The following is a 20650-nucleotide window of genomic DNA, read 5'->3' on the forward strand; positions in this document are numbered from 1 at the left end:
ATGGCGTACCCACGTCACCGACCCCGTCGACTTCGGTCGACACCTGCATTGCGTCGGTTGGTGGCGCAGACCTCGCTGGAGCCAAGGCATTTGGTGCTGCCGATGTTCGTCGCCGACGGCATCGACGAGCCGCGTGCGATAGCGTCCATGCCAGGAGTCGTGCAGCACACCCGTGAATCGTTGCGCCGCGCCGCCGCGGACGCGGTCGCCGCGGGCGTTGGCGGTCTGATGTTGTTCGGCGTGCCACGCGATGAGGACAAGGACGCCAGCGGGTCGATCGGCGTATCCGAGGACGGCATCCTCAACATTGCGCTGCGGGACTTGGCCAAGGACCTTGGCGAGGACACGGTGCTGATGGCCGACACCTGCCTCGACGAGTTCACTGACCACGGCCACTGCGGCGTCCTCGACGCAACCGGCAGGGTCGACAACGACGCCACCAATACCCGCTACGTCGAACTTGCTGTTGCACAGGCGAATTCAGGTGCACACGTTGTCGGCCCCAGCGGCATGATGGACGGTCAGGTTGCCGCGATCCGCGACGGTTTGGACGCGGCAGGGCACACCGACACCGTGATCCTGGCCTACGCCGCGAAGTTCGCGTCGGGTTTCTATGGTCCGTTCCGCGAGGCGGTGTCGTCGAGCCTGCGTGGCGACCGGCGCACGTATCAGCAAGATCCGGGCAACGCCCGCGAAGCCCTGCACGAGGTGGAACTCGACATCGACGAGGGTGCCGACATCGTGATGGTCAAGCCGGCGATGGCTTACCTCGACCTGGTTCGTGCGGCCGCCGATATCTCGCCTGTGCCGGTGGCCGCCTATCAGGTCTCGGGGGAGTACGCGATGATCTGCGCCGCGGCCGCCAACGGTTGGATCGATCTGCAGACCGTCGCGCTGGAGACGTTGACCGGTATCCGCAGAGCCGGCGCCGACATCGTCCTGACGTACTGGGCGGCCGACGTCGCCGGCTGGCTGGCGTGACCGAGTCGGTCGAGCCGAAAGGCCCGCCGGTGGACGTCGACACCGGATTCTGGCTGTGGGTGGCCTCCCTACCGCTGTTGGTCATCGGCCACATCATCGATCTGGTCGCCACGGCGAACCACCGGCTGCCGACTGCCGTGCTCGCGCTGTCGATACTTTTCGTGGTGATCCTCTCGGTGGTCGTGCTGACCTTCCAGGTCCTGATGCGCCACGGCTATCGATGGGCCCGCACGGTGCTGACCGGCGGCGGGGTGGCGACGATCGTGTACGTCGCGAGCAACCTGTTCGCGGTCGAACGGCCCACCGCCGCGGCGATGATCTACGCGGTCAGCGGCATCCTCGGGACGGTCCTGATCGCCGGTGGTGTGTTCCTGTTGCACCGCAAGGACGCCCACGCGTTCTTCACGCGGTGAAGCGCTAGGCTGGCCCGACCATGACAGCTCCCCAGTCGCGACCGCGCGTCGTCACCGCCGGATTCTGGTGCTGGGCGGCCGCCGCGGTGCTGCTGGTCGCATTCGGTTTATTGCTGGCCTTCTCGCCGGACGCCCTTCCGTCGCTGTTCCGCGGTATGGGCGCGCTGTTCGCCGCGTCGGGTCTCGGGCTGGGCTTTCTGGCCGGACGGGCCCGCCTTGGCGACGAACGGTTCCGTCGCGCGGCGATAGCGCTCTCGCTGGCGGTGGTCGTGATCCTCGCGCTGTTCGCGCTGTACAGCCGTGGGCCGATATGGCTTCTCCTGATGATCCTGACCATGGTCGGCGCTGTTCTGATGATGCGACCGCCTGCTCTCGAGTGGTTCGCGAACGACCAGAAAGACGAGGCGAAGTGACGGATACCGGCACACCGCCCCAGATCCTGTTCTACGAGCCGGGCGCCACCTGGTGGTGGATCCTGGCGGGTCCCGCCGCGGGAATCGCGATGGCGTTGATTCAACTCTCGGCCGGATACGGCATCCAGTGGCTGGTGCCGGGCATCTTCTTCGTCCTCGTGACGGGGTTCCTATGGATCCAGGTCAAGGCGGCGCGGATCCACACCTCGGTGGAACTGACGCCCGATCATCTGCGCCAGGGCGAAGAACGCATCAGCATCGACGACATCGTGCGGATCTATCCCGAGGCCACCGGCCCCGAAACGCCGAAATGGCAGTCCTCGCGCGCGCTCGGCGAACTCACCGGCGTGCCGCGCGGGCGCAAAGGCATCGGCCTCAAGCTGACCAACGACCGTGGAGCCCAGGCGTGGGCCCGAAAGCATCAACGGTTGCGGACCGAACTGACCCGGTTGGTCGAGGAACGCATTCCGCCAGAGCCCGCTTCGTGAAGGTCCGCGCCGTCGTTCTGCTGGTGCTGGCATTCGCTGCGGCCGCCGGCTGTGTCCTGAGCTGGCTGGCCGGGGTCACGTCGGTCGAAGTGCCGCCGATCATCGAGGGTGAGCCGATGACCACCTCCGTGGTCTACAGCGCGCCCCTGCTGAGTTTGGCGCTGCTGCTGGCGACGGTGGCGGGGGTGCTGGTGGTGCTGGGGGTGGCGCGGTTGCGCCGCGCTAATCGCGCTCGAGTCGATAGTGCAGTTGGAGTGCCCGCCAACGGCCGAGTTTGAGCCAGTGGTCGGTCCGTAGGACGCCGTCCTCGTCGGCGAAGACGTGGAATGTCTCGCGCAGCGGAGGTTGAGCGGCGTACCAGTCGTCGCCGAACCGGACAACGGCATACGCGCCGTCGGCGCCGAAAGATTCTGAGCGAGAATGCAACCAGAAGGATCCGTCGTTGTCGGCGCGCGGAGTCAGGAACACCTGGACGCTGCCGCTCTCAAGCGGAAACGAGACATGAACGTGCGGTTGGTCGATGCCGGGCAGCTGGCTGACCCGGTAGAAACCGCTGTATACGTTCGACCCGTCGGACTTCAGCGTTCGCAGCCAGGCAGCGCCGGCGCGGTCGCCGGTTGTGTCGTCGACGATGCGCACCGAGCTCGCCATGCCCCTGCTGACCGACAGCGGTTCCACGGGCAGTGCGAGCTGCTCGACGCGCCGTCCCCACATTCGGGCGATCAGCTCACCGCCAGGCGCGAACAACGTGTTCCACTGCGACCAAACCTCCATTCGCCACGATGCGGTGTGCTCGTAGAAATCCCGCACCTTCTCGTCGACGTTCGCGGACGAGAAGTCGGGGCCGTCGAGCGCCGCGAACGTCGCCAATAGCCCGTCGCCGGGATCCGGAGCGCGAACCCGGCCCGCCGCGTCGAGGACGTCGAGCCAGTTGTCGCCGCGGGCCTCGATGGCGTTGGTCGGTGAGTCCAGCCAGCGATCGGCGCCCGCGATCGCGACTCGCCTACCGACGAGGCGCCAGAAGTAACGGGTCGAAAGGTCAAGTGTCCGCGTGACGAGCGGCATCCGCTCAGGCCAGCTTGTCCAACTCGTCGAGCGCGTCGCCGGTGTACACGGCGAGGCGTTGCAGATGGGGCAGGGCGTCGCGACAGCCGATGAATCCGAAGTTCAGTGTGTCGGCGTAGCTCTCGAGTGTGATGTTGAGTGCCATGCCGTGCATCGGGATGGACACCGGATAGGTGGCTTCCAGTCGGCTTCCATTGAGATACAACGTCTCTCGCGGTCCGGGAACGTTGCTGACGCACAGGTTGAACGTGAACGGCAACGGTCCCCTGACGCCGGTCATGGCGCTGGCGAGCTGGAAAGCCGTCGGCGCCATCAGTCCCGCGGTATACGCCAGCACCTCGGTCTGTGACATGTTCTGCAGCTGGCCCTTCGCCGCCCTCGTCGACGCGGTGATGGCGTGCAGTCGTTCGACCGGGTCCTCGATGTCGGTGCCCATCGTGGTCAATATCGTTCCGACCGCGTTCCCGCCGCCGACATCGTCCTTCGGTCGGATGTTGACGGGCAGGAATGCGATCAAGGGCTTGTCGGGCAATTCGTCGAGTTGATCGAGAAACGCCCGGAGTCCCCCGCCGATGATCGCGAGGGCGACGTCGTTGACGGTCGCGTCGTGCTTGGCGCCGATGTTCTTCAGGCGCTCAAAGGGGTAGACCTGCGTCGCGAACCGGCGATTGCGGCTGATGTGTTTGTTCAGGATCGAATGCGGAGCCTGGAACGAGTTGGTTATTTGACTGTATCCGTCGTCGCTGCGAATTTGAGTGTTGTACAACGCCTTTCCGACGTTGACCGCTGATTGCGCTCCTCCGAGAGCGCCGCCGAGCACGCCGCCGACCAGGCTCACGACAGGATTGCGCGACGGCTTCGGCGTTTCGGAGCGCTTCCGCGAGGGCGGTCCGACGTTGAAGAACAACGGCTGATCTCGCAGCGACGGATCGGTCGACATGCTTCGCTCGAGGATCTTGTTCCCCGTGTAACCGTCGACCAGCGAGTGGTGGATTTTCATGTAGATCGCGAACCGTCCGCCCTCGAGCCCTTCGATGAAGTGCAGTTCCCACGGCGGGCGGGTGAAGTCGATGTTCTGGCTGTGCAACCGGGAGACCAGGATGCCCAGTTCGCGTTCGTCGCCCGGACTCGCGAGTGCCGACCGGCGGACGTGGTAATCGATGTCGAACTTGTCGTCGACCACCCACGACTGGTCCGGCCGAAACAGCATGCGCGGATGCGACAGCTTCAGATTCCACGGTTCGACGACTTCGAGGTCTCTGGTGTCCTCGAACATCTGACGCAGATAGTTGGCGGGCGCGTCGGCCGGCGGGGTGAACGGCATCAGCGCGGCGACGTGCATCATCGAGCTGGGAGTTTCGCCGTACAGGAAGAGCATGTCCTGCGGACTCAGACGCTTGACCACCGGCGTTCCTTCACTGTTGAAAGCAGAGGCTTCCGACGATATGCCTGTGACCGCGTTCAAGTGCGACAGGAGTCACACCCGTTAGCAGTTGGTACAAAGTTCGAAATTTGTAACACTGTTTCACATGACCGATCTGGCCGAGAACGCCGAACAGACGATTGATGCCTTGCCTTTGGGTCCGAACTCGCTGGTCTGGCGGTACTTCGGGGACAACCGGATGTACCTGATCGGCCCTCGGCCCGCCGTCCTGCAAAACATGCTCGCCGAACTAGGGCAGGGCGTGCTGGACCACTCGGTGTTCTTTGCCGACACCGCGGCGCGGGTGAAGCGCTCGCTGCCGCCGATCTTCATGACCGTTTACGGCGCCGACGACGACAACGAGGGCACCCGGGTTCGCGACTTCCACACCAACATCAAGGGTGAGATGCCTGACGGGAGCCGCTACCACGCGCTCGATCCGGAGACCTACTTCTGGGCCCACGCGACGTTCGTCGAGCAGGTGCTCTACTTCGCCGACACGTTCGTCAAACGACTGACGCATGCCGAGAAGGAGCAGATCTACCTCGAGTCCAAGACCTGGTATCGCCGCTATGGCGTCAGCGACCGGCCGATGCCCGCCGACTACGACGAGTTCGAGCGGTACTGGAACCGGATGATCGACGAGATCGTCGTGGCCCATCCGACCGCGAAGTACGGCGTCGGCTATGTCACCAAGGGCTTCCCGCGCCCCAAGGGAGTCTCGCCGGCACTGTGGCGGGTGCTCGCGCCCGTCTTCAATCCCGTTGCCGCGTTCCTGACCACCGGCGGCATGCCGCCGCGGACCAGGGAGCTGCTCGGGTTGCCGTGGAGTGAGCGTCAAGAACGCCGATATCAGCGCTTCGCCGCGCTGTGGCGCACCCGGCCGGTGAACTGGATGTGGGATCATCTGCCAATGCGGTTGCGCTACAACACGTTCGCCCAATCTGGCTATGCCAGGGGCTGACTCCACGACAGAAGCCATCCTCGATGCCGCCGTCGTCGAGTTCGAACAGCATGGGTTCCGCCGGGTCGCGCTCGACGATGTCGCGCGGCGCGCGAAGATCAGCCGCACGACCATCTACCGGCGATTCCGCAACAAGGACGAGCTGATCGCCGCCGTCATCGAACGCGAGAACGTGACGCTGTTCGCCGACATCGCACGCGAGCTGAAACAGGCGGGCCCGCAGTCGAACTTCTACGTAGAAGCGTTCACGCTGGCGATTCTGAAGTTCCGCAGACACCGCGTGCTCGACCGGATGATCAGAGACGAACCAGCGCTGGTCCTCGAGCTCGCCGGCCAGCACCACGGCGCCGCGATCGTCCGGATGGCCGAAGCCCTGCGCGTCATCTTCCCGGCCGGATTCGCCGATCGGATCGGCGAGCAGGCCGTCAACGAATTCGCCGACACGATTCTGCGTTATGCCGCGATGGTGCTACTGCTGCCCAGCGCCCAGCCGCTGGACAGCGCCGACGACATCCGCGCCTTCGCCACGCAGCATTTCCTGCCTAGCCTGCCCGCCGCTCTGCGCACCGTTGTCACTGTTTAGCAAACCTCTGTTTGATAGATCACACCATCGGGCAGTCATCACCCATGAGCACCGAACAGAGCCAGAACACCGATGAGCTGAAAAGCACCGAAGAGCGACGAAACGTCGAGCCGGAAACCGACGAGCACCACCAGGTCGTCGATGCGCCGGACCCGCCGGAACCCACCGAGAAGCCGGAGGTCACCGACGAGCACAAAGAGAAAGCCAAGGAGATGCGCAAGGACTACGAGGAGGAACGTCCGACTATCACGATGCCCGGCACCGACGGGGCCGTGTCCGGCACCGCGGTCAACGAGTGGGTCGACGACGACGGCAACCCGAAGTTCAGCGACGAGAGCAAAAAGCAGGACCAGTAGCGCCGCGTTACAGTTCCGGCGTGACCTCTCTCGAGAAGATCGCGCCCGCTTTTGTCGAGATGGCCCATTCGATCGTCTGGGCGTCGGCCGCGACCGTCGACGCCAACGGCCATCCTCGCAGCCGCGTCCTGCATCCGATCTGGGAGTGGGACGGCACCGACCTGTTCGGTTGGATCGCAACGGTGCCGAGCCCGGTGAAGAAGGCCCATCTCGCCGTACACCCGCAGATGTCGCTGAACTACTGGGCCCCATCCCAGGACACCTGTAGCGCAGAGTGCCTCGTCGAGTGGTACGTCGACGACGAGACCCGCACCGCGGTCTGGGACAAATTCGCGAATGCGCCCGCCCCCGTGGGCTATGACCCACGGATCATCCCGCAGTGGGCCGACGGACCCACGTCCGACGATTTCGCCGCACTGCGGCTCGCCCCCTATCGGCTGCGGGTCATGGCCGGAACAGTCATGATGAAAGGCGAAGGCGCACCGCTGCTCTGGAGTGCGGAATGACCTCCACTGTCGACGTCAGCACCCTTCCGTTGGTGCCGAAGAACCCGCTGCCGATCCGGCAACTCGTGAAGTTGGTGCGCAGGCTCGACACCGGCCAGGAAGTCATCCGTGATGCCGGTGGCACGATCACCCGGATCCAGTTCGGCCCGAAGAGCCTGATGCCGCCGATCGTCGCGGTGATGTCGCCCGAAGCGATGCGTGATGTGTTGGGACGCAGCGACGCATCGTCGGACCGGTGCGTCATCCATGACGAAGTGCGGAACATGGCCGGGGACAGTCTCTTCGTGCTGCCCAACGAACAGTGGCGGCCTCGCAAGCGAGCGCTGCAACCGGTCTTCACCAAGCACAACGTCCGAAACTTCGGCGGTCACATGTCCAGGGCTGCACAGCATTTCGTCGACCGGTGGGTTGCGGGTGGCGAGGTAGACCTCGATGTGGAGTGTCGGCGGATCGCCATGCAGTCATTGGGCCGTTCGGTCCTGGGTGTGGATCTCAACGAACGTGCCGACACGATCGCCGATTGCATGCACGTGGCGTCCTCGTACACCGCCGACCGCGCGTTGCGGCCGGTTCGCGCACCGCGATGGATGCCGACACCCGCCCGCCGCCGCGCCCGCGCCGCGGTGCTGAAGATGCGCACGATCACCGACGAGATGGTGCGGGCCTGCCGAGCGGACCCGACCCGGGACGCACCGCTGGTGCAGGCTCTGCTCGCGGCCACCGATCCGGAGACCGGGCAGCCGATCTCGGACGACGACATCTCGAGCGACCTGTTGATCTTCATGCTCGCCGGCCATGACACCACCGCGACCGCGCTCACCTATTCCTTGTGGATCCTGGGCCACCATCCCGACATTCAGGACCGCGTGGCCGCGGAGGCAGCGGCCATCGGCGATCGGGAGCTGACCTTTGACGACGTGCCCGCGCTGGGATACACCGTGCAGGTGCTGCACGAGGCGCTGCGGCTGTGCCCGCCGGCGGCGGGTGTCGCACGGCTGGCGACACGCGACATCGCGGTGAACGGGTACCGCGTCGAGGCAGGCAGTCTCGTGGCCGTCGGAATCTATGCGCTGCACCATGATCCGACGCTGTGGCCCAACCCCAGGGACTTCGACCCCGACCGGTTCAGCCCGGAGAACGTCAAGGCCCGCGACCGCTGGCAGTTCCTCCCGTTCCTCGGCGGCGGACGCCCGTGCATCGGGGAACACTTCGCGCGGCTGGAAACCACGCTGGCGCTCGCCACCATCGTGCGGGCGATGAAGGTCAGCTCGGTGGACAAGGACTTCGCGTGCGAGGTGCCGTTCACCACCGTCGCCAAGGGACCCATCCGCGCGCTCGTCGCCCCTAGGCGCGGGTGAGCAGCACCGCCTGCTCGAACGGCAGCCGCGCGAAAATCGGCTGCCACCGGCCGTTGACCGACGGTGCCGCTTGGGCCTTGGGCATGACGCGCGGGTCGCGCAGCTCAAACGTTTTGCCGTAACGCTTCATTCGGCCGCCGCCTGCCGCGGCGAGGTTCTTAAGCCAGTCCCGGTCCGGACCGTAGGTCAGCAGGATCGCCAGTCCGTCATCGGTCGAGAAGACCGTCAGCGGTGTCCGGTACCGCTTGCCCGATTTACGCCCGACGTGCTCGAGAATGCCCATCGTCGGCGCCCAGCCCGCCCACAGTCGCTGGATCGGATTGGTGACGTGACGATTGAACCGCGCCAGCCATTGCGGCAATTGCATGCCAACCATCAAACTCGTTGGTGATGGCATACCTCAAGCCTCCATGGTTCACCGCCGCGATATTCAACCGGATCGCGATGGCGACCGGTGTCGGCGGCAGCCAGACTCTGACCGTGACCAAACGCGTCAGTAAGGGACTGCAGAGGATTCCGGTGGTAGTGCCCGAGGTGGACGGGGTGAAGTACCTCGTGTCGACCCGCGGTGAGTCGGAGTGGGTCAAAAACGTCCGCGCGATTCCCGAAGTCGTTGTCGGCGAGCGGAAGTACCTCGCCACTGAGATACCGGTGGCGCAGCGCGGACCGGTCATCGCTGTTTATCGGCCACTGGCAGGCAAGGTCGTCGAGGCTTACTGGCGCCGGCTGCCCTCTGACGCCGATCACCCGGTCTTCGCCCTGACGCCGAAAGGCTGATCATTGGGATCGGTAGCCACTTCCACGATGTGGACTCGCCCGAGAGGGGTCGCGAAGGGATCGAGGTCGACATGCAGATCACGGGGCCAGAACGTGGCGGGATCACTCCCGAGCACGTCCACAGCGTGGTGTTCTCGGAGGCATCTCGCAGCCAGGGCGCATACCACCGAGACGAGGTCGACGCGTTTCTCGTCCGCGTCGAGGCAACGCTGCGAGATCCAGGCGCACGCGGCGGTGTGACTGAGGCCGAACTGCGCAATGTGGCGTTCTCCGAGCCGCCCTTCGGCAGCTTCGGTTACAACGAGGGCGAGGTCGACCTGTTTTTGGACCGCGTCAAGATCGCCCTGAGCGGCTCGCTGCCGGGTCGAGGCCCGGACAAGCCGGTCCGCTGCCTGCTCTATCCGTACGGCGGCTGGGACGACCCGCGTATACCGGTCCGTGCGATCGATCTGGACAAGAACGCTGTCCGGGTGATCGACCTGGCAAGCAATGAGCTCATTGCCTCGGTATCGCTGGCGGAGGTGGCCGCAAAACCGGGGCAGTACAGCGGCGGGGCCAACCTGATCTTGGTCGGACCCGGTATGGAGGCCGTGGCCATCACACCGCACGCGAGAGTAGGGGTGTGGCGCAAGAGACCCAAGTCGAAGAAGCCCGCTTACGTTGCCCTGGAGCAGGACTGGCTCACGCTTACGGAAACCTTCGGGTTGACCTCCGAACTAGCCGACGAGGAGACGCCGCAGAACATCGGCGAACACCTGCTGCTCTTCTTCAGCGAGCGCGGGTCGGGCCGCAATACCTGGCGTACGCCTCTGGCCTTCGGCCTGACGGTCGGTGTGCCCTCGGCCCTTTACTGGGGCCACTCCGAATGGAACCCCATTGGGGTCGGGATCGGCGTTGTCTGCTTGCTCGTGGCGGGGCTCGCCTGGCGGTTCAAGTGGGAATTCTGACGCTCATCCAACGGCAGTGACGCATCGAACCACTACACCCTGTAGTTGACCGATTGGACCCGGCTGGGACACTGGTGGCCATGCGCAGCACCTCATCAGCGACGGCGGCTTCCGCTGCGCTGTTCGCGGATGCGTGTGCCGTCATCCCAGGCGGGGTGAACTCCCCGGTCCGGGCGTTCAACTCGGTCGGCGGCACCCCACGGTTCATCAGGTCGGCCAGCGGTTATTGGCTCACCGACGCCGATGACAACACATACGTGGACCTGGTGTGCTCCTGGGGGCCCATGATCCTCGGTCATGCCCATCCGGCCGTCGTCGAGGCCGTCCAGCGCGTCGCGGCCGACGGACTGTCCTTCGGCGCCCCGACCCCCTCGGAGACCGAACTCGCCACGGAGATCATCGGTCGTGTCGCCCCCGTCGAGCGGATCCGCCTCGTGAACTCCGGCACCGAGGCCACCATGAGCGCAATCAGACTGGCCCGCGGATACACGGGCCGGGCGAAGATCATCAAGTTCTCCGGCTGCTATCACGGGCACAGCGACGCGCTACTCGCCGACGCCGGCTCGGGCGTCGCGACGCTCGGTCTGCCCTCGTCGCCGGGTGTCACCGGGGCCGCGGCAGCCGACACGATTGTCATGCCCTATAACAACGTCGCCGCGATCGAGGACATCTTCGCTCAGTTCGGCGACGAGATCGCCTGTGTCATCACCGAGGCGAGCCCCGGCAACATGGGCACGGTCCCGCCGCTGCCCGGCTACAACGCGGCGCTGCGACGCGTCACCGCCGAGCACGGCGCGTTGTTGATCTCCGACGAGGTGATGACCGGGTTCCGCGTCAGCAGATCAGGCTGGTACGGAGTCGATCCCGTCGACGCCGACCTGTTCACCTTCGGCAAGGTGATGAGCGGTGGCCTGCCTGCCGCCGCGTTCGGCGGCAGGGCAGAGGTGATGGAACGACTGGCCCCCCTCGGGCCCGTCTACCAAGCGGGCACGCTGTCGGGTAACCCGGTCGCGATGGCTGCCGGACTGGCCACGCTGCGGGCAGCCGACGACGCCGTGTACGCGGCACTCGACGCCAACGCCGAGCGCCTCGATGGCCTGTTCACCGCCGCGCTGACCGAAGCCGGTGTGGCACACAGGGTTCAGCGTGCGGGCAACATGCTCAGCGTGTTCTTCACCGACCAGCCGGTGACCGACTTCGCCTCGGCGCGCGAATCGGAGACGTGGCGCTTTCCCGCCTTCTTCCATGGGCTGCTGGACGCGGGCATCTACCCGCCGCCCAGCGCCTTCGAAACCTGGTTCGTCTCAAGCGCTCTGGATGACGATGCCTTCGATCGCATTGCCGCCGCCTTGCCGGGCGCCGCGCGTGCCGCAGCGGAAGCGACACCACCTGCATGACGGAAAAGACGATCGTCCACGTGATGCGCCACGGCGAAGTGCACAACCCGGAGAAGATCCTGTACGGCCGGCTGCCGGATTACCACCTCTCGGAGAGGGGTCGCGCCCAGGCGCAGGCGGTCGCCGACTGGCTCGCGGACCGCGACGTGATATACGTCGTGGCCTCTCCGTTGGAGCGCGCACAGGAGACGGCGGCGCCGATCGCAGCGGCTCACGATTTACCCATCGACACCGACGGCGATTTGATCGAGTCGACGAATATCTTTCAGGGTCAGCGGGTATCGCCGGGCGACGGTGCGCTGCGCAATCCGAAGAACTGGTGGCACCTGCGAAACCCGCGACAGCCGTCGTGGGGTGAGCCGTACCAGGAGATCGCCGAGCGGATGACGACTGCGCTGGAGCGCGCCCGCCTCAAGGGGGCCGGCCACGAGGCGGTGTGCGTCAGCCATCAACTGCCTGTCGAAACGCTGCGGCGCGCGATGACGAAGCAGAATCTGCATCACTTTCCGACTCGTCGGCTATGCAACCTGGCCTCGCTGACGTCCTTCTACTTCCACGACGACGCTCTCGTCGGCTGGGGATATTCGGAGCTGGCCGGGCAGTGAGGTTGTTCGTGGCCATGCTGGCGAGCGCGGTGTGTGTCGCGCTCGCTGGCTGCTCCACCGGTACCGACGCCGTCGCCCAGGGCGGCACCTTCGAGTTCGTAGCCCCCGGTGGTAAGACCGACATCTTCTACGACCCGCCCGAAAAGCGCGGCCGCCCCGGCGAGTTGTCCGGGCCGGACCTGATGGACCCGGACAAGACGATCTCGCTCGACGACTTCGCGGGCAAGGTCGTCGTGATCAACGTCTGGGGGCAGTGGTGCGGACCTTGCCGCACCGAGATCACCCAGTTGCAGCAGGTGTACGACGCGACGCGCGCGCAGGGTGTCGCATTCCTGGGCATCGATGTCCGCGACAACAACCGTGAAGCCGCAACCGATTTCATCGTCGACCGGAAGATCACCTTCCCGTCGATCTACGACCCGCCGATGCGGACCATGATCGCGTTCGGCGGCAGGTACCCCACCACCGTCATCCCGTCCACGGTCGTGCTCGACCGCGAACACCGCGTCGCCGCGGTGTTCCTGCGGGAACTGCTCGCCGAGGACCTGCAACCCGTCGTGGAACGCCTGGCCGCGGAAGCGCCAGAGCCGGGCAAGGGCGGCACGTGAGTCTCGATCAGATCGACGAGCTGATGGCGGGTGGTCCGGTTCTGCTGGCCTTCCTCGTCAGCGCACTCGCCGGGCTGGTGTCGTTCGCCTCGCCGTGTGTGGTGCCGCTGGTGCCGGGCTACCTGTCGTACCTCGCCGCCGTCGTCGGCGTGGAGGACGGCCCCGGGGCCGTCGCGGTCCGCACGGCGCGGCTCCGTGTCGCGGGGGCCGCCGCGCTGTTCGTCGCCGGGTTCACCGCGGTATTCGTGCTCGGTACTGTCGCGGTTCTAGGCATGACGACGACGCTCATCACCAATCAGCTTCTGCTGCAACGTATCGGCGGCGTGGTCACCATCATCATGGGTCTGGTGTTCGTCGGCTTCATCCCGGTGCTGCAACGCGACACCCGGTTCGCGCCGCGTCAGCTCTCCACACTTGCCGGTGCTCCGTTGCTCGGCGCGGTGTTCGCGCTCGGCTGGACGCCGTGCCTCGGCCCCGCGCTGACCGGCGTGATCGCCGTGGCCTCGGCGACCGACGGTGTCAACGTGTGGCGGGGCGTGGCGCTGGTCATCGCCTACTGCATGGGGCTGGGAATACCGTTCGTGCTGTTGGCCTTCGGCTCCGCGCGTGCCGTCCAGGGGATGGCCTGGCTACGCACACATGCGCGGGGCATTCAGATTTTCGGCGGAGTGCTGCTCATCGTCGTCGGCATCGCGTTGGTCACGGGACTGTGGGGCGACTTCGTGTCCTGGGTGCGTGATGCCTTCGTCAGCGACGTGACCCTGCCGATATGAGCACCACGGCCGCGCGAGAAGACGTGAAAGCCCCTAATAATGGCGGTTTCAGGGGGTTTTCGCGTCTGTTCGCGCTGATGCGCAACACCTGGCGCACCTTGACGTCGATGGGCACCGCGCTGGTGCTGCTGTTCCTGCTGGCGCTCGCCGCTATCCCGGGTGCGTTGTTGCCGCAGCGAAACCTCAACGAGGCCAAGGTCGCGCAGTACATCGCCGAGCATTCAACGATCGGCCCGTGGCTGGATCGAGTGCAGGCGTTCGACGTGTTCTCCAGCTTCTGGTTCACGGCCATCTATGTGCTGCTGTTCATTTCGCTGGTGGGCTGCCTGACCCCGCGGATGATCGAGCACGTCCGCAGCATGCGCGCGATCCCGGTGGCCGCGCCGCGAAACTTCAGCCGCCTGCCCAAGCACCACGCTGCCGAGGTGAGCGGCGAACCACAGGCGCTGGCCGCGACGATGACCGGCCGGCTACGGGGTTGGCGGAAGGTCACCAACGTCCGCGACGACGGCGTCACCGAGATATCCGCTGAGAAGGGCTATCTGCGCGAATTCGGCAACATAGTCTTTCACTTCTCACTGCTCGGTCTTCTCGTCGCGGTGGCTGCCGGCAAGCTGTTCGGCTACGAGGGAAACGTCATCGTCGTCGCTGACGGCGGGCCGGGATTTTGCTCGGCATCACCTGCGGCATTCGACTCGTTCCGCGCGGGCAATACCGTCGACGGCACCTCACTGCATCCGATCTGCCTGCGGGTCAACGACTTCCAGGCCGACTATCTGCCGAGTGGACAGGCGGTGTCGTTCGCCGCGAACATCGACTATCAGGCCGGAGCGGACCTGACTTCGGACACTTGGCGTCCCTACCGGCTGGAAGTGAACCATCCGCTGCGGATCGGCGGCGATCGCATCTACCTGCAGGGCCACGGCTACGCCCCGACCTTCACCGTCACCTTTCCCGACGGCCAGACCCGCACCCAGACGCTGCAGTGGCGGCCCGACGACCAGATCACGATGCTGTCCTCGGGTGCCATGCGCTTCGACCCGCCGGCAGGGACCTATCCGGATGCCGGCGAGCGCCGCAAGAACCAGATCGCCATCCAGGGACTGTTCGCGCCAACCGAGCTGCTGCACGGCAGTCTGCTGTCGTCGAGTTTCCCCGCGCCCAACGATCCGGCCGTCGCCATCGACATCTACAAGGGCGACAGCGGTCTGGACACCGGCAGGCCGCAGTCCTTGTTCACCCTCGATCCACGCCTCATCGAGCAGAACCGGCTCACCAAGAAGGCCAGGGTCAACCTCGGCGTCGGCGAGTCCACCCGTCTCGATGACGGCACCGTCGTGCGGTTCGACGGCGCGGTGCCGTTCATCAACGTGCAGGTGTCACACGACCCGGCCCAGATCTGGGTGCTGGTGTTCGCGCTGACCATGATGGCCGGTCTGCTGGTGTCCCTCGTCGTGCGGCGACGACGGATCTGGATTCGGATCGCCCCCGCTGGGCCGGGTACCGTGAGCGTCGAGCTGGGCGGGCTGGCCCGTACCGACAACTCAGGTTGGGGCGACGAGTTCGAGCGGTTGACCGAGCGCCTGTTAGCCGGGGCCGACGATGCGCAGCGAGAGGAATCTGACATGAAGACCAAGCGAGCATGAACACCGACCACGTCGACATCGGCCTGTCCCGTTATTCGGACTGGGCTTTCACCTCGTCGGTCGTGGTGCTCGTCGGCGCCCTGCTCCTTCTCGCGATCGAATTGGCGTACAGCCGAAGCCGCAAGATCATCGAGCGTGAAGCGGTGGGCGCAGGTGTCGGTCATGGCGGCGGCGGGCCCGGCATCGTGGTCGAGCAACCCCGGCGCAGCGTCGACGAGCGGATCGGCGGGGCCGGGCTGGCTCTGACCTATCTCGGGATCGGCCTGCTGCTCGTGTGCATCGTGCTACGCGGTATGGCTACGGCGCGAGTGCCGTGGGGCAACATGTACGAGTTCATCAACCTGACGTGCTTCTCGGGCCTGGTGGCCGCCGCCGTCGTGTTACGCCGCCCCCAGTTCCGCGCGCTGTGGGTGTTCGTGCTCGCGCCGGTGCTGATCCTGCTGACGGTGTCCGGCAAGTGGCTGTACACCCATGCTGCACCGGTCATGCCCGCGCTGCAGTCGTACTGGCTGCCGATCCACGTGTCGGTGGTCAGCCTCGGTTCGGGCGTCTTTCTCGTGGCCGGTGTCGCGAGCATTCTGTTTCTCCTGAAGATGTCGAAGTTGGGGGAGCCTGACCGCGAGGGTGTCGTCGCCCGCGTCATCGGCCGACTGCCCGACGCGCAGACGCTGGATCGCATCGCGTATCGCACCACGATCTTCGCGTTTCCGGTGTTCGGTTTCGGTGTCATCTTCGGCGCGATCTGGGCGGAAGAGGCGTGGGGCCGCTACTGGGGCTGGGACCCCAAGGAGACGGTGTCGTTCATCGCCTGGGTGATCTATGCCGCCTATCTCCATGCCCGCTCGACCGCCGGCTGGCGTGACCGCAAGGCCGCGTGGATCAACGTCGCGGGCTTCATCGCGATGGTGTTCAATCTGTTCTTCATCAACCTCGTGACCGTGGGACTGCACTCGTACGCCGGAGTCGGCTAGAAGGGGACGAGAAGCTGGATACGGACGCTAGCGCACCTAAAAACTCCTCTGGCTCAACAGCATTCCCAGGATTTCGTGGCCAGAATCGGTTTTCGGACCCGGCGGTGGACGTGCCGCAGGACTGGACCGCACCGACGCCACCGACCGGGTTGCCGCTGACGCCGGCACCGCCGGCCGCTCCATTTCCGGCCACCCCGGCGTCGCCGGCCGAGGATCCGCCGCCGTTTCTGGATCTGTCGACTGTGGCGCTGCTCGGACAGCGCAAGCGGGCTCCGTCAGTAGGCTGGCGCAAGTGGCTGTATCTGGCGTCGTTCAAGCTGATCAATGTCGGTGAGAGCCCGAAGGTCCTCCACCGTGACAGCCTGATCGCCCAGGCGCAGCGGCCGCTTCGCGGCTGTCACCGCATCGCGGTCCTGTCGCTGAAGGGCGGGGTCGGCAAGACGACGGTCACCGCGACGCTCGGGGCGACGCTGGCGTCGGTCCGCGGCGACCGCGTCATCGCCGTCGACGCCAACCCCGACCGGGGCACGTTGAGCCAGAAGGTGCCGCTGGAGACGCCGGCGACGGTCCGTCACCTGTTGCGCGACGCCGAGGGGATCGAGGCCTACAGCGACGTGCGTGCATATACCTCGCAGGGCGCGAGCCGGCTGGAGGTGCTGGCGTCGGAGAGCGACCCCGCGGTGTCCGAGGCGTTCAGCTCCGACGACTACGCCCGCACGCTCGAGGTGCTCGAGCGGTTCTACAGCCTGGTGATCACCGACTGCGGTACGGGCCTCATGCATTCGGCGATGGCTGCGGTGCTGGCCAAGGCGGATGCGCTCATCGTCATCAGCTCCGGATCGGTCGACGGCGCCCGCAGCGCATCGGCCACCTTGGATTGGCTGGACGCCCACGGGCACGAGGAACTGGTGCGCGACTCCATCGCGGTGATCAACGCCGTGCGGCCGCGTTCCGGCAAGGTCGATATGAAGAAGGTCGTCGACCACTTCAGTCGGCGGTGCCGCGCGGTGTTGCAAGTGCCGTTCGATCCACACCTGGAAGAGGGCGCCGAAATCAGCCTCGAACGATTGAAGCCCGAGACTCGAGAAGCGCTGCTCGAACTGGCGGCGGTGGTCGCGGCGGGCTTCCCCCGTACGCAACGCGGCGACTAGCGGGGCTTGCCCTCCGGGCCGAGCCGGCGCAGGAACTCGGGATCGTCATCCGGGCCGATGGTGCGCGGACGCGGACGAGTCGCGTTCGCGCGCATCAGCCGAAAGCCCACGTAGACCAGGGCGGCCAAAACGAGAATCGCGAACAGGTAAACCACAACAAACCTCCTTGCTCTGAATATACGCGCCGTCGGTAGGCTCGGCCCGTGTCTGACAATCGGCCCGGATCTCGCCTCGTAGCAGACCTGGTGCTATATGCCCTGGCCAGGTTGCTGCTCGTTGTCGCGATCACCGCGATGATCGTGGGGGCCGGGCACTTGCTGGGGGTGAGGGACTTTCCGGTCGTGGTGGCGCTGCTGTTCGCCATGGTGATCGCATTGCCGCTGGGCATCTGGATGTTCGCCCCGCTGCGCCGTCGCGCCACCGCCAGCATCGCGCTTCTGGACGAGCGGCGCCGCAAGGATCGCGAACAACTGCAGGCCCGACTTCGTGGCGATGAACCTCCCACGCAATGACGCGGGAAGTGTTCGGCGCTGAATTCCACGGGGCCGATGGATTTCTCAACTCGCCCACCTACGGCCTGCCACCACAGTTTCTCGTCGACGCGCTGCTGGACTGCATCGGCAAGTGGCAGAGCGGAACGATGGACGTCCCGTCGTTCGATGAGCACGTGGCCGCCGGACGCCAAGGCTACGCCGCGCTGACCGGTGTTCCCGTCGACTCGGTGGCGATGGGCAGCACCGTCTCGTCCGCTTTGGGACTGGTGGCCGCGGCCGTCCCTGACGGCGCTCGGGTGCTCACGCTGCCCGGCGAGTTCACCAGCACCACCTTTCCGTTCGCCGCACAGACGGGCCGCGGGGTGACCGTCACCGAGCTGCCCGCCGACGAACTGGTCACCGCGGCAGCCGATTTCGACGTCGTCGCTGTGAGCCTTGTCCAGTCCGCAAACGGTGCGGTGCTCGACGTCGACGCGTTGCGCAACCACGTCGCAGGCACCAACACGGTGACGGTCATCGACATCACCCAGGCCCTCGGGTGGAAGCGTCTCGATCTGGACTGGGCTGACGTCACGGTCGCTGCGGTCTACAAGTGGCTGCTGTCGCCGCGGGGTACGGCATGGTTTTCGTTGAGCGACAGAGTGAGTCGCGCCATGACGCCGCACGCCGCCAACTGGTACGCCGGCGAAGCGCCGTGGCAGACCATCTACGGGCTACCAATCCGGCTGGCCGAGGATGCGCGGCGGTTCGATCTGTCACCCGCATGGTTCAGCGTCCTTGGCGCCGGGCTCGCGATACCGTGGCTGGCATCGCTGGACGGCGACACGGTGCAGGCGCACTGCCTCGGACTCGCCGCCCGCCTGCGCACCGAACTCGATCTGCCGCAGCAGGATTCGGCGATCGTCTCACTTCCCATCGAGGGTGCGACGGAGTCGCTGCAGCGGGCCGGCATCCGCGCGTCCGTGCGCGCGGGCGCGATCCGGGTGGGCTTTCATCTGTACAACAACGAGAACGACCTGGACCGGTTGCTCGACGCACTACGGTCGTAACGGTTCGGCGCCGAGCGGAATCGTCGCGCTCAGTCGCGTTCCCCCCTCCGGCGGTCCGAGGATGTCGAGGTGGCCGGCGAGCGCCTCGACTCGGTCCTTGAGTCCGATCAATCCGGACCCGCCGCCGACGACCGCCCCACCGACCCCGTCGTCGCTGATGTCCAAGTGGAGATCGCCTCCGTCGGTGGTCGCGCGCACGCTGATCTCCGACGCCTGGGCATGTTTGGCGGCGTTGGTCAGTGCTTCTGCCACAACGTAATACGCCGCCACTTCGACGTGCTCGGGCAACCTACAGTCGATGTTCACATCGAGCGCGACGGGCACCGTCGACCGGCGTGCCAGCGCCTTGATGCCGGGTCCGAGTCCACCCCTGGACAGGATCGCCGGATGGATGCCGCGCGAGATCTCCCTGAGGTCGGCGGCGATCGCGGTGAGCCCGTCGTTGATGCGCGCCACCTGTTCGCGTAGCGCGGGTTGGTCGGGCGGGACCGACGCTTCGACACCGCGGACCTCGAGGCCGAGCGAGACGACGCGTTGTTGCGCACCATCGTGCAGGTCGCGCTCGAAGCGCCGGCGGGCTTGGTCGGCCGCGGTGACGATGCGTGCGCGCGAGGCCGTGAGCTCGGCGCGGGTGTCGGCGTTGGCGATCGCGATGGAGATCAGATAGGCGAAGTCGCGGATGCGATGTTCAGTGTCGGTGGTCAGCCGTTCGTCGTTGGCCGACCCGACAATGAACGCGCCCCACATGCGGTCGTCGACGATGATCGGGGCGCCCACCGCGGATTTCAGCCCGAGGCTGCGGATACGCGCCGCCGTCGGGCCTGTGGCACCGGCGTAGCTGTCCATCCGTGCCGGCGCACGGGTGTGGTACATCAGCGCCGCGACGTTGTCACCCTCCAACGGCAGGTACTCGCCCTCAGGCAGGATCGGGTCATCGTTCTCATCTCGGGCGCCGACCACGACGTGCGCACCCTCCTGCGTGTACCGCAGCAGTGTGACGTTCTGGACCCGCAGGCCCCGCGAGAGCTCCGTCACCGCCGTCGGATAGATCTCTGCCGGGGAAACCCCGCGCGCGACCAGCGTTGCCACCCGCCGCAACGCGGCCTGCTGTTCGGCGAGCGCGCTCGCGACCGACGCGGCGACATCCGCCTCGTGTCGGCGCTGTTCGGATTCGATGGCTCGTAGCCTGGCCAGTCTGCCCAGGATGTTGGCCGACAGCGCGACGGGCAAAAACACCAGCAGTGCCACGAAATCCTGTGCCTCGTCAGGGAACAGCACCCCGGAGTCCTCGACATGGAAGTAGAAGTAGACGACGGCGCTCGCGATCGACGTCGCAAGTGCGAGGCCGAAGCCCCAACCCGCCGAAATGACGAGGACGCCGAGCAGGAAGATCGCTCCGTAGGCCTCGGGGCCGACCTGCTTGAGGCGGTAAACCAGCAGAGTTTCGGCCGCGATGAACGCGAGCGCCACGATGATGCCGAGGCTCAGCGGCGGTGTCGTCGGCCGCACGAGGACGGAGAGCAATCCGCCGACCAGCGAGGCCGGCGTTCGGCGCCGCACCTTCGCCGGGGGCGTCATCACTTCCTCACCATGGATTGGCAAACGTATACGGCGCCGGGTGAATTCCAGTTATCCGCAATGCGGAAATCGCGATTTGTTAGGCACACTGAAGGAATGTTGCT

At 66.1% G+C, this 20650-nt stretch carries 26 protein-coding genes; 21 read left to right on the plus strand and 5 right to left on the minus strand.

What is annotated here, in order from left to right:
* Genes hemB through ACIA48_RS05405 form a run of 5 tightly spaced genes read left to right on the plus strand, consistent with a single transcriptional unit; the run spans nucleotide 1 to nucleotide 2573 of the window.
* Entirely contained in the window at nucleotides 1–981 is a 981-nt protein-coding gene (gene hemB / locus ACIA48_RS05385) for a porphobilinogen synthase (RefSeq protein ID WP_396728330.1), read from the plus strand.
* Nucleotides 978–1394: a hypothetical protein gene (locus tag ACIA48_RS05390; RefSeq protein WP_396728332.1), complete on the plus strand. Its 417-nt coding sequence runs from the start codon at nucleotides 978–980 to the stop codon at nucleotides 1392–1394. Before hemB ends, ACIA48_RS05390 begins: the two co-directional genes overlap by 4 nt.
* A 20-nt stretch (nucleotides 1395–1414) precedes the next feature.
* Nucleotides 1415–1807, plus strand: a complete 393-nt coding sequence (locus tag ACIA48_RS05395; RefSeq protein WP_396728334.1) for a hypothetical protein — start codon at nucleotides 1415–1417, stop codon at nucleotides 1805–1807.
* Nucleotides 1804–2295, plus strand: a complete 492-nt coding sequence (locus tag ACIA48_RS05400; protein WP_396728336.1) for a DUF3093 domain-containing protein — start codon at nucleotides 1804–1806, stop codon at nucleotides 2293–2295. Before ACIA48_RS05395 ends, ACIA48_RS05400 begins: the two co-directional genes overlap by 4 nt.
* Nucleotides 2292–2573, plus strand: a complete 282-nt coding sequence (locus tag ACIA48_RS05405) for a hypothetical protein (RefSeq protein WP_396728338.1) — start codon at nucleotides 2292–2294, stop codon at nucleotides 2571–2573. Before ACIA48_RS05400 ends, ACIA48_RS05405 begins: the two co-directional genes overlap by 4 nt.
* Here the strand turns inward: ACIA48_RS05405 and ACIA48_RS05410 are convergent.
* Both ACIA48_RS05410 and ACIA48_RS05415 read right to left on the minus strand, forming a co-directional pair.
* Entirely contained in the window at nucleotides 2518–3360 is an 843-nt protein-coding gene (locus ACIA48_RS05410; RefSeq protein ID WP_396728339.1) for a hypothetical protein, read from the minus strand. The genes ACIA48_RS05405 and ACIA48_RS05410 overlap by 56 nt on opposite strands.
* Before the next feature lie 4 nt (nucleotides 3361–3364).
* Nucleotides 3365–4738, minus strand: a complete 1374-nt coding sequence (locus ACIA48_RS05415; RefSeq protein WP_396728528.1) for a wax ester/triacylglycerol synthase family O-acyltransferase — start codon at nucleotides 4736–4738, stop codon at nucleotides 3365–3367.
* 151 nt (nucleotides 4739–4889) lie between these two features.
* Between ACIA48_RS05415 and ACIA48_RS05420 the strand changes: the two genes are divergently transcribed.
* The 5 genes from ACIA48_RS05420 to ACIA48_RS05440 are packed head-to-tail and all read left to right on the plus strand — an operon-like array spanning nucleotide 4890 to nucleotide 8550.
* Nucleotides 4890–5747 carry an oxygenase MpaB family protein gene (locus tag ACIA48_RS05420; RefSeq protein WP_396728341.1) on the plus strand — a complete coding sequence of 286 codons (858 nt, stop codon included), beginning with the start codon at nucleotides 4890–4892 and terminating at the stop codon, nucleotides 5745–5747.
* The gene (locus ACIA48_RS05425) at nucleotides 5734–6330 is read left to right on the plus strand and encodes a TetR/AcrR family transcriptional regulator (protein ID WP_396728343.1); all 597 of its coding nucleotides are present in this window, start codon (nucleotides 5734–5736) and stop codon (nucleotides 6328–6330) included. Before ACIA48_RS05420 ends, ACIA48_RS05425 begins: the two co-directional genes overlap by 14 nt.
* Nucleotides 6331–6374: 44 nt before the next feature.
* Nucleotides 6375–6686, plus strand: coding sequence for a hypothetical protein (locus ACIA48_RS05430; RefSeq protein WP_396728345.1), 312 nt, complete (start codon nucleotides 6375–6377; stop codon nucleotides 6684–6686).
* A gap of 20 nt (nucleotides 6687–6706) precedes the next feature.
* On the plus strand, nucleotides 6707–7192 hold the full coding sequence (locus ACIA48_RS05435) for a pyridoxamine 5'-phosphate oxidase family protein (protein ID WP_396728347.1): 486 nt from the start codon (nucleotides 6707–6709) through the stop codon (nucleotides 7190–7192).
* On the plus strand, nucleotides 7189–8550 hold the full coding sequence (locus ACIA48_RS05440) for a cytochrome P450 (RefSeq protein WP_396728349.1): 1362 nt from the start codon (nucleotides 7189–7191) through the stop codon (nucleotides 8548–8550). The genes ACIA48_RS05435 and ACIA48_RS05440 overlap by 4 nt, the downstream gene beginning before the upstream one ends.
* Here ACIA48_RS05440 and ACIA48_RS05445 read toward each other — a convergent pair.
* Nucleotides 8537–8917, minus strand: coding sequence for a nitroreductase family deazaflavin-dependent oxidoreductase (locus ACIA48_RS05445; protein ID WP_396728530.1), 381 nt, complete (start codon nucleotides 8915–8917; stop codon nucleotides 8537–8539). The genes ACIA48_RS05440 and ACIA48_RS05445 overlap by 14 nt on opposite strands.
* 23 nt (nucleotides 8918–8940) lie before the next feature.
* On the opposite strand from ACIA48_RS05445, the gene ACIA48_RS05450 reads away from it, so the two are divergent.
* The 9 genes from ACIA48_RS05450 (at nucleotide 8941) to ACIA48_RS05490 (ending at nucleotide 17425) form a co-directional block, all read left to right on the plus strand.
* Nucleotides 8941–9327 (plus strand): nitroreductase family deazaflavin-dependent oxidoreductase, encoded by a 387-nt coding sequence (locus ACIA48_RS05450; RefSeq protein WP_396728351.1) that lies wholly within the window; start codon nucleotides 8941–8943, stop codon nucleotides 9325–9327.
* A 71-nt stretch (nucleotides 9328–9398) separates the two neighbouring features.
* A complete protein-coding gene (locus tag ACIA48_RS05455) occupies nucleotides 9399–10274 on the plus strand; it encodes a DivIVA domain-containing protein (protein WP_396728353.1) in 876 nt (291 codons plus the stop codon).
* Between the two features lie 80 nt (nucleotides 10275–10354).
* Complete coding sequence (gene hemL / locus ACIA48_RS05460) at nucleotides 10355–11671, plus strand: glutamate-1-semialdehyde 2,1-aminomutase (RefSeq protein ID WP_396728355.1); 1317 nt, start codon at nucleotides 10355–10357, stop codon at nucleotides 11669–11671.
* Nucleotides 11668–12276, plus strand: a complete 609-nt coding sequence (locus ACIA48_RS05465) for a histidine phosphatase family protein (RefSeq protein WP_396728357.1) — start codon at nucleotides 11668–11670, stop codon at nucleotides 12274–12276. The genes hemL and ACIA48_RS05465 overlap by 4 nt, the downstream gene beginning before the upstream one ends.
* Before the next feature lie 14 nt (nucleotides 12277–12290).
* Nucleotides 12291–12884: a TlpA disulfide reductase family protein gene (locus ACIA48_RS05470; protein WP_396728532.1), complete on the plus strand. Its 594-nt coding sequence runs from the start codon at nucleotides 12291–12293 to the stop codon at nucleotides 12882–12884.
* 23 nt (nucleotides 12885–12907) lie between these two features.
* Complete coding sequence (locus ACIA48_RS05475) at nucleotides 12908–13657, plus strand: cytochrome c biogenesis CcdA family protein (RefSeq protein ID WP_396728534.1); 750 nt, start codon at nucleotides 12908–12910, stop codon at nucleotides 13655–13657.
* A gap of 77 nt (nucleotides 13658–13734) precedes the next feature.
* Nucleotides 13735–15303: a cytochrome c biogenesis protein ResB gene (locus ACIA48_RS05480; protein WP_396728536.1), complete on the plus strand. Its 1569-nt coding sequence runs from the start codon at nucleotides 13735–13737 to the stop codon at nucleotides 15301–15303.
* On the plus strand, nucleotides 15300–16274 hold the full coding sequence (gene ccsB, locus ACIA48_RS05485; protein ID WP_396728358.1) for a c-type cytochrome biogenesis protein CcsB: 975 nt from the start codon (nucleotides 15300–15302) through the stop codon (nucleotides 16272–16274). The genes ACIA48_RS05480 and ccsB overlap by 4 nt, the downstream gene beginning before the upstream one ends.
* A gap of 14 nt (nucleotides 16275–16288) precedes the next feature.
* On the plus strand, nucleotides 16289–17425 hold the full coding sequence (locus ACIA48_RS05490) for a MinD/ParA family protein (RefSeq protein ID WP_396728538.1): 1137 nt from the start codon (nucleotides 16289–16291) through the stop codon (nucleotides 17423–17425).
* Here the strand turns inward: ACIA48_RS05490 and ACIA48_RS05495 are convergent.
* Nucleotides 17422–17580 carry a hypothetical protein gene (locus tag ACIA48_RS05495; protein WP_396728360.1) on the minus strand — a complete coding sequence of 53 codons (159 nt, stop codon included), beginning with the start codon at nucleotides 17578–17580 and terminating at the stop codon, nucleotides 17422–17424. The two genes, ACIA48_RS05490 and ACIA48_RS05495, sit on opposite strands and share 4 nt — an antisense overlap.
* 48 nt (nucleotides 17581–17628) lie before the next feature.
* Between ACIA48_RS05495 and ACIA48_RS05500 the strand changes: the two genes are divergently transcribed.
* A complete protein-coding gene (locus ACIA48_RS05500; RefSeq protein ID WP_396728362.1) occupies nucleotides 17629–17937 on the plus strand; it encodes a DUF4229 domain-containing protein in 309 nt (102 codons plus the stop codon).
* The gene (locus ACIA48_RS05505) at nucleotides 17934–18968 is read left to right on the plus strand and encodes an aminotransferase class V-fold PLP-dependent enzyme (RefSeq protein ID WP_396728364.1); all 1035 of its coding nucleotides are present in this window, start codon (nucleotides 17934–17936) and stop codon (nucleotides 18966–18968) included. Before ACIA48_RS05500 ends, ACIA48_RS05505 begins: the two co-directional genes overlap by 4 nt.
* On the opposite strand, the gene ACIA48_RS05510 is transcribed toward ACIA48_RS05505, so the two are convergent.
* Nucleotides 18957–20546, minus strand: coding sequence for a DUF4118 domain-containing protein (locus tag ACIA48_RS05510; protein WP_396728540.1), 1590 nt, complete (start codon nucleotides 20544–20546; stop codon nucleotides 18957–18959). The genes ACIA48_RS05505 and ACIA48_RS05510 overlap by 12 nt on opposite strands.
* Nucleotides 20547–20650: the final 104 nt, after the last annotated feature.

This window comes from Mycobacterium sp. NPDC051804, assembly GCF_044452905.1.
Taxonomy (GTDB): Bacteria; Actinomycetota; Actinomycetes; order Mycobacteriales; family Mycobacteriaceae; genus Mycobacterium.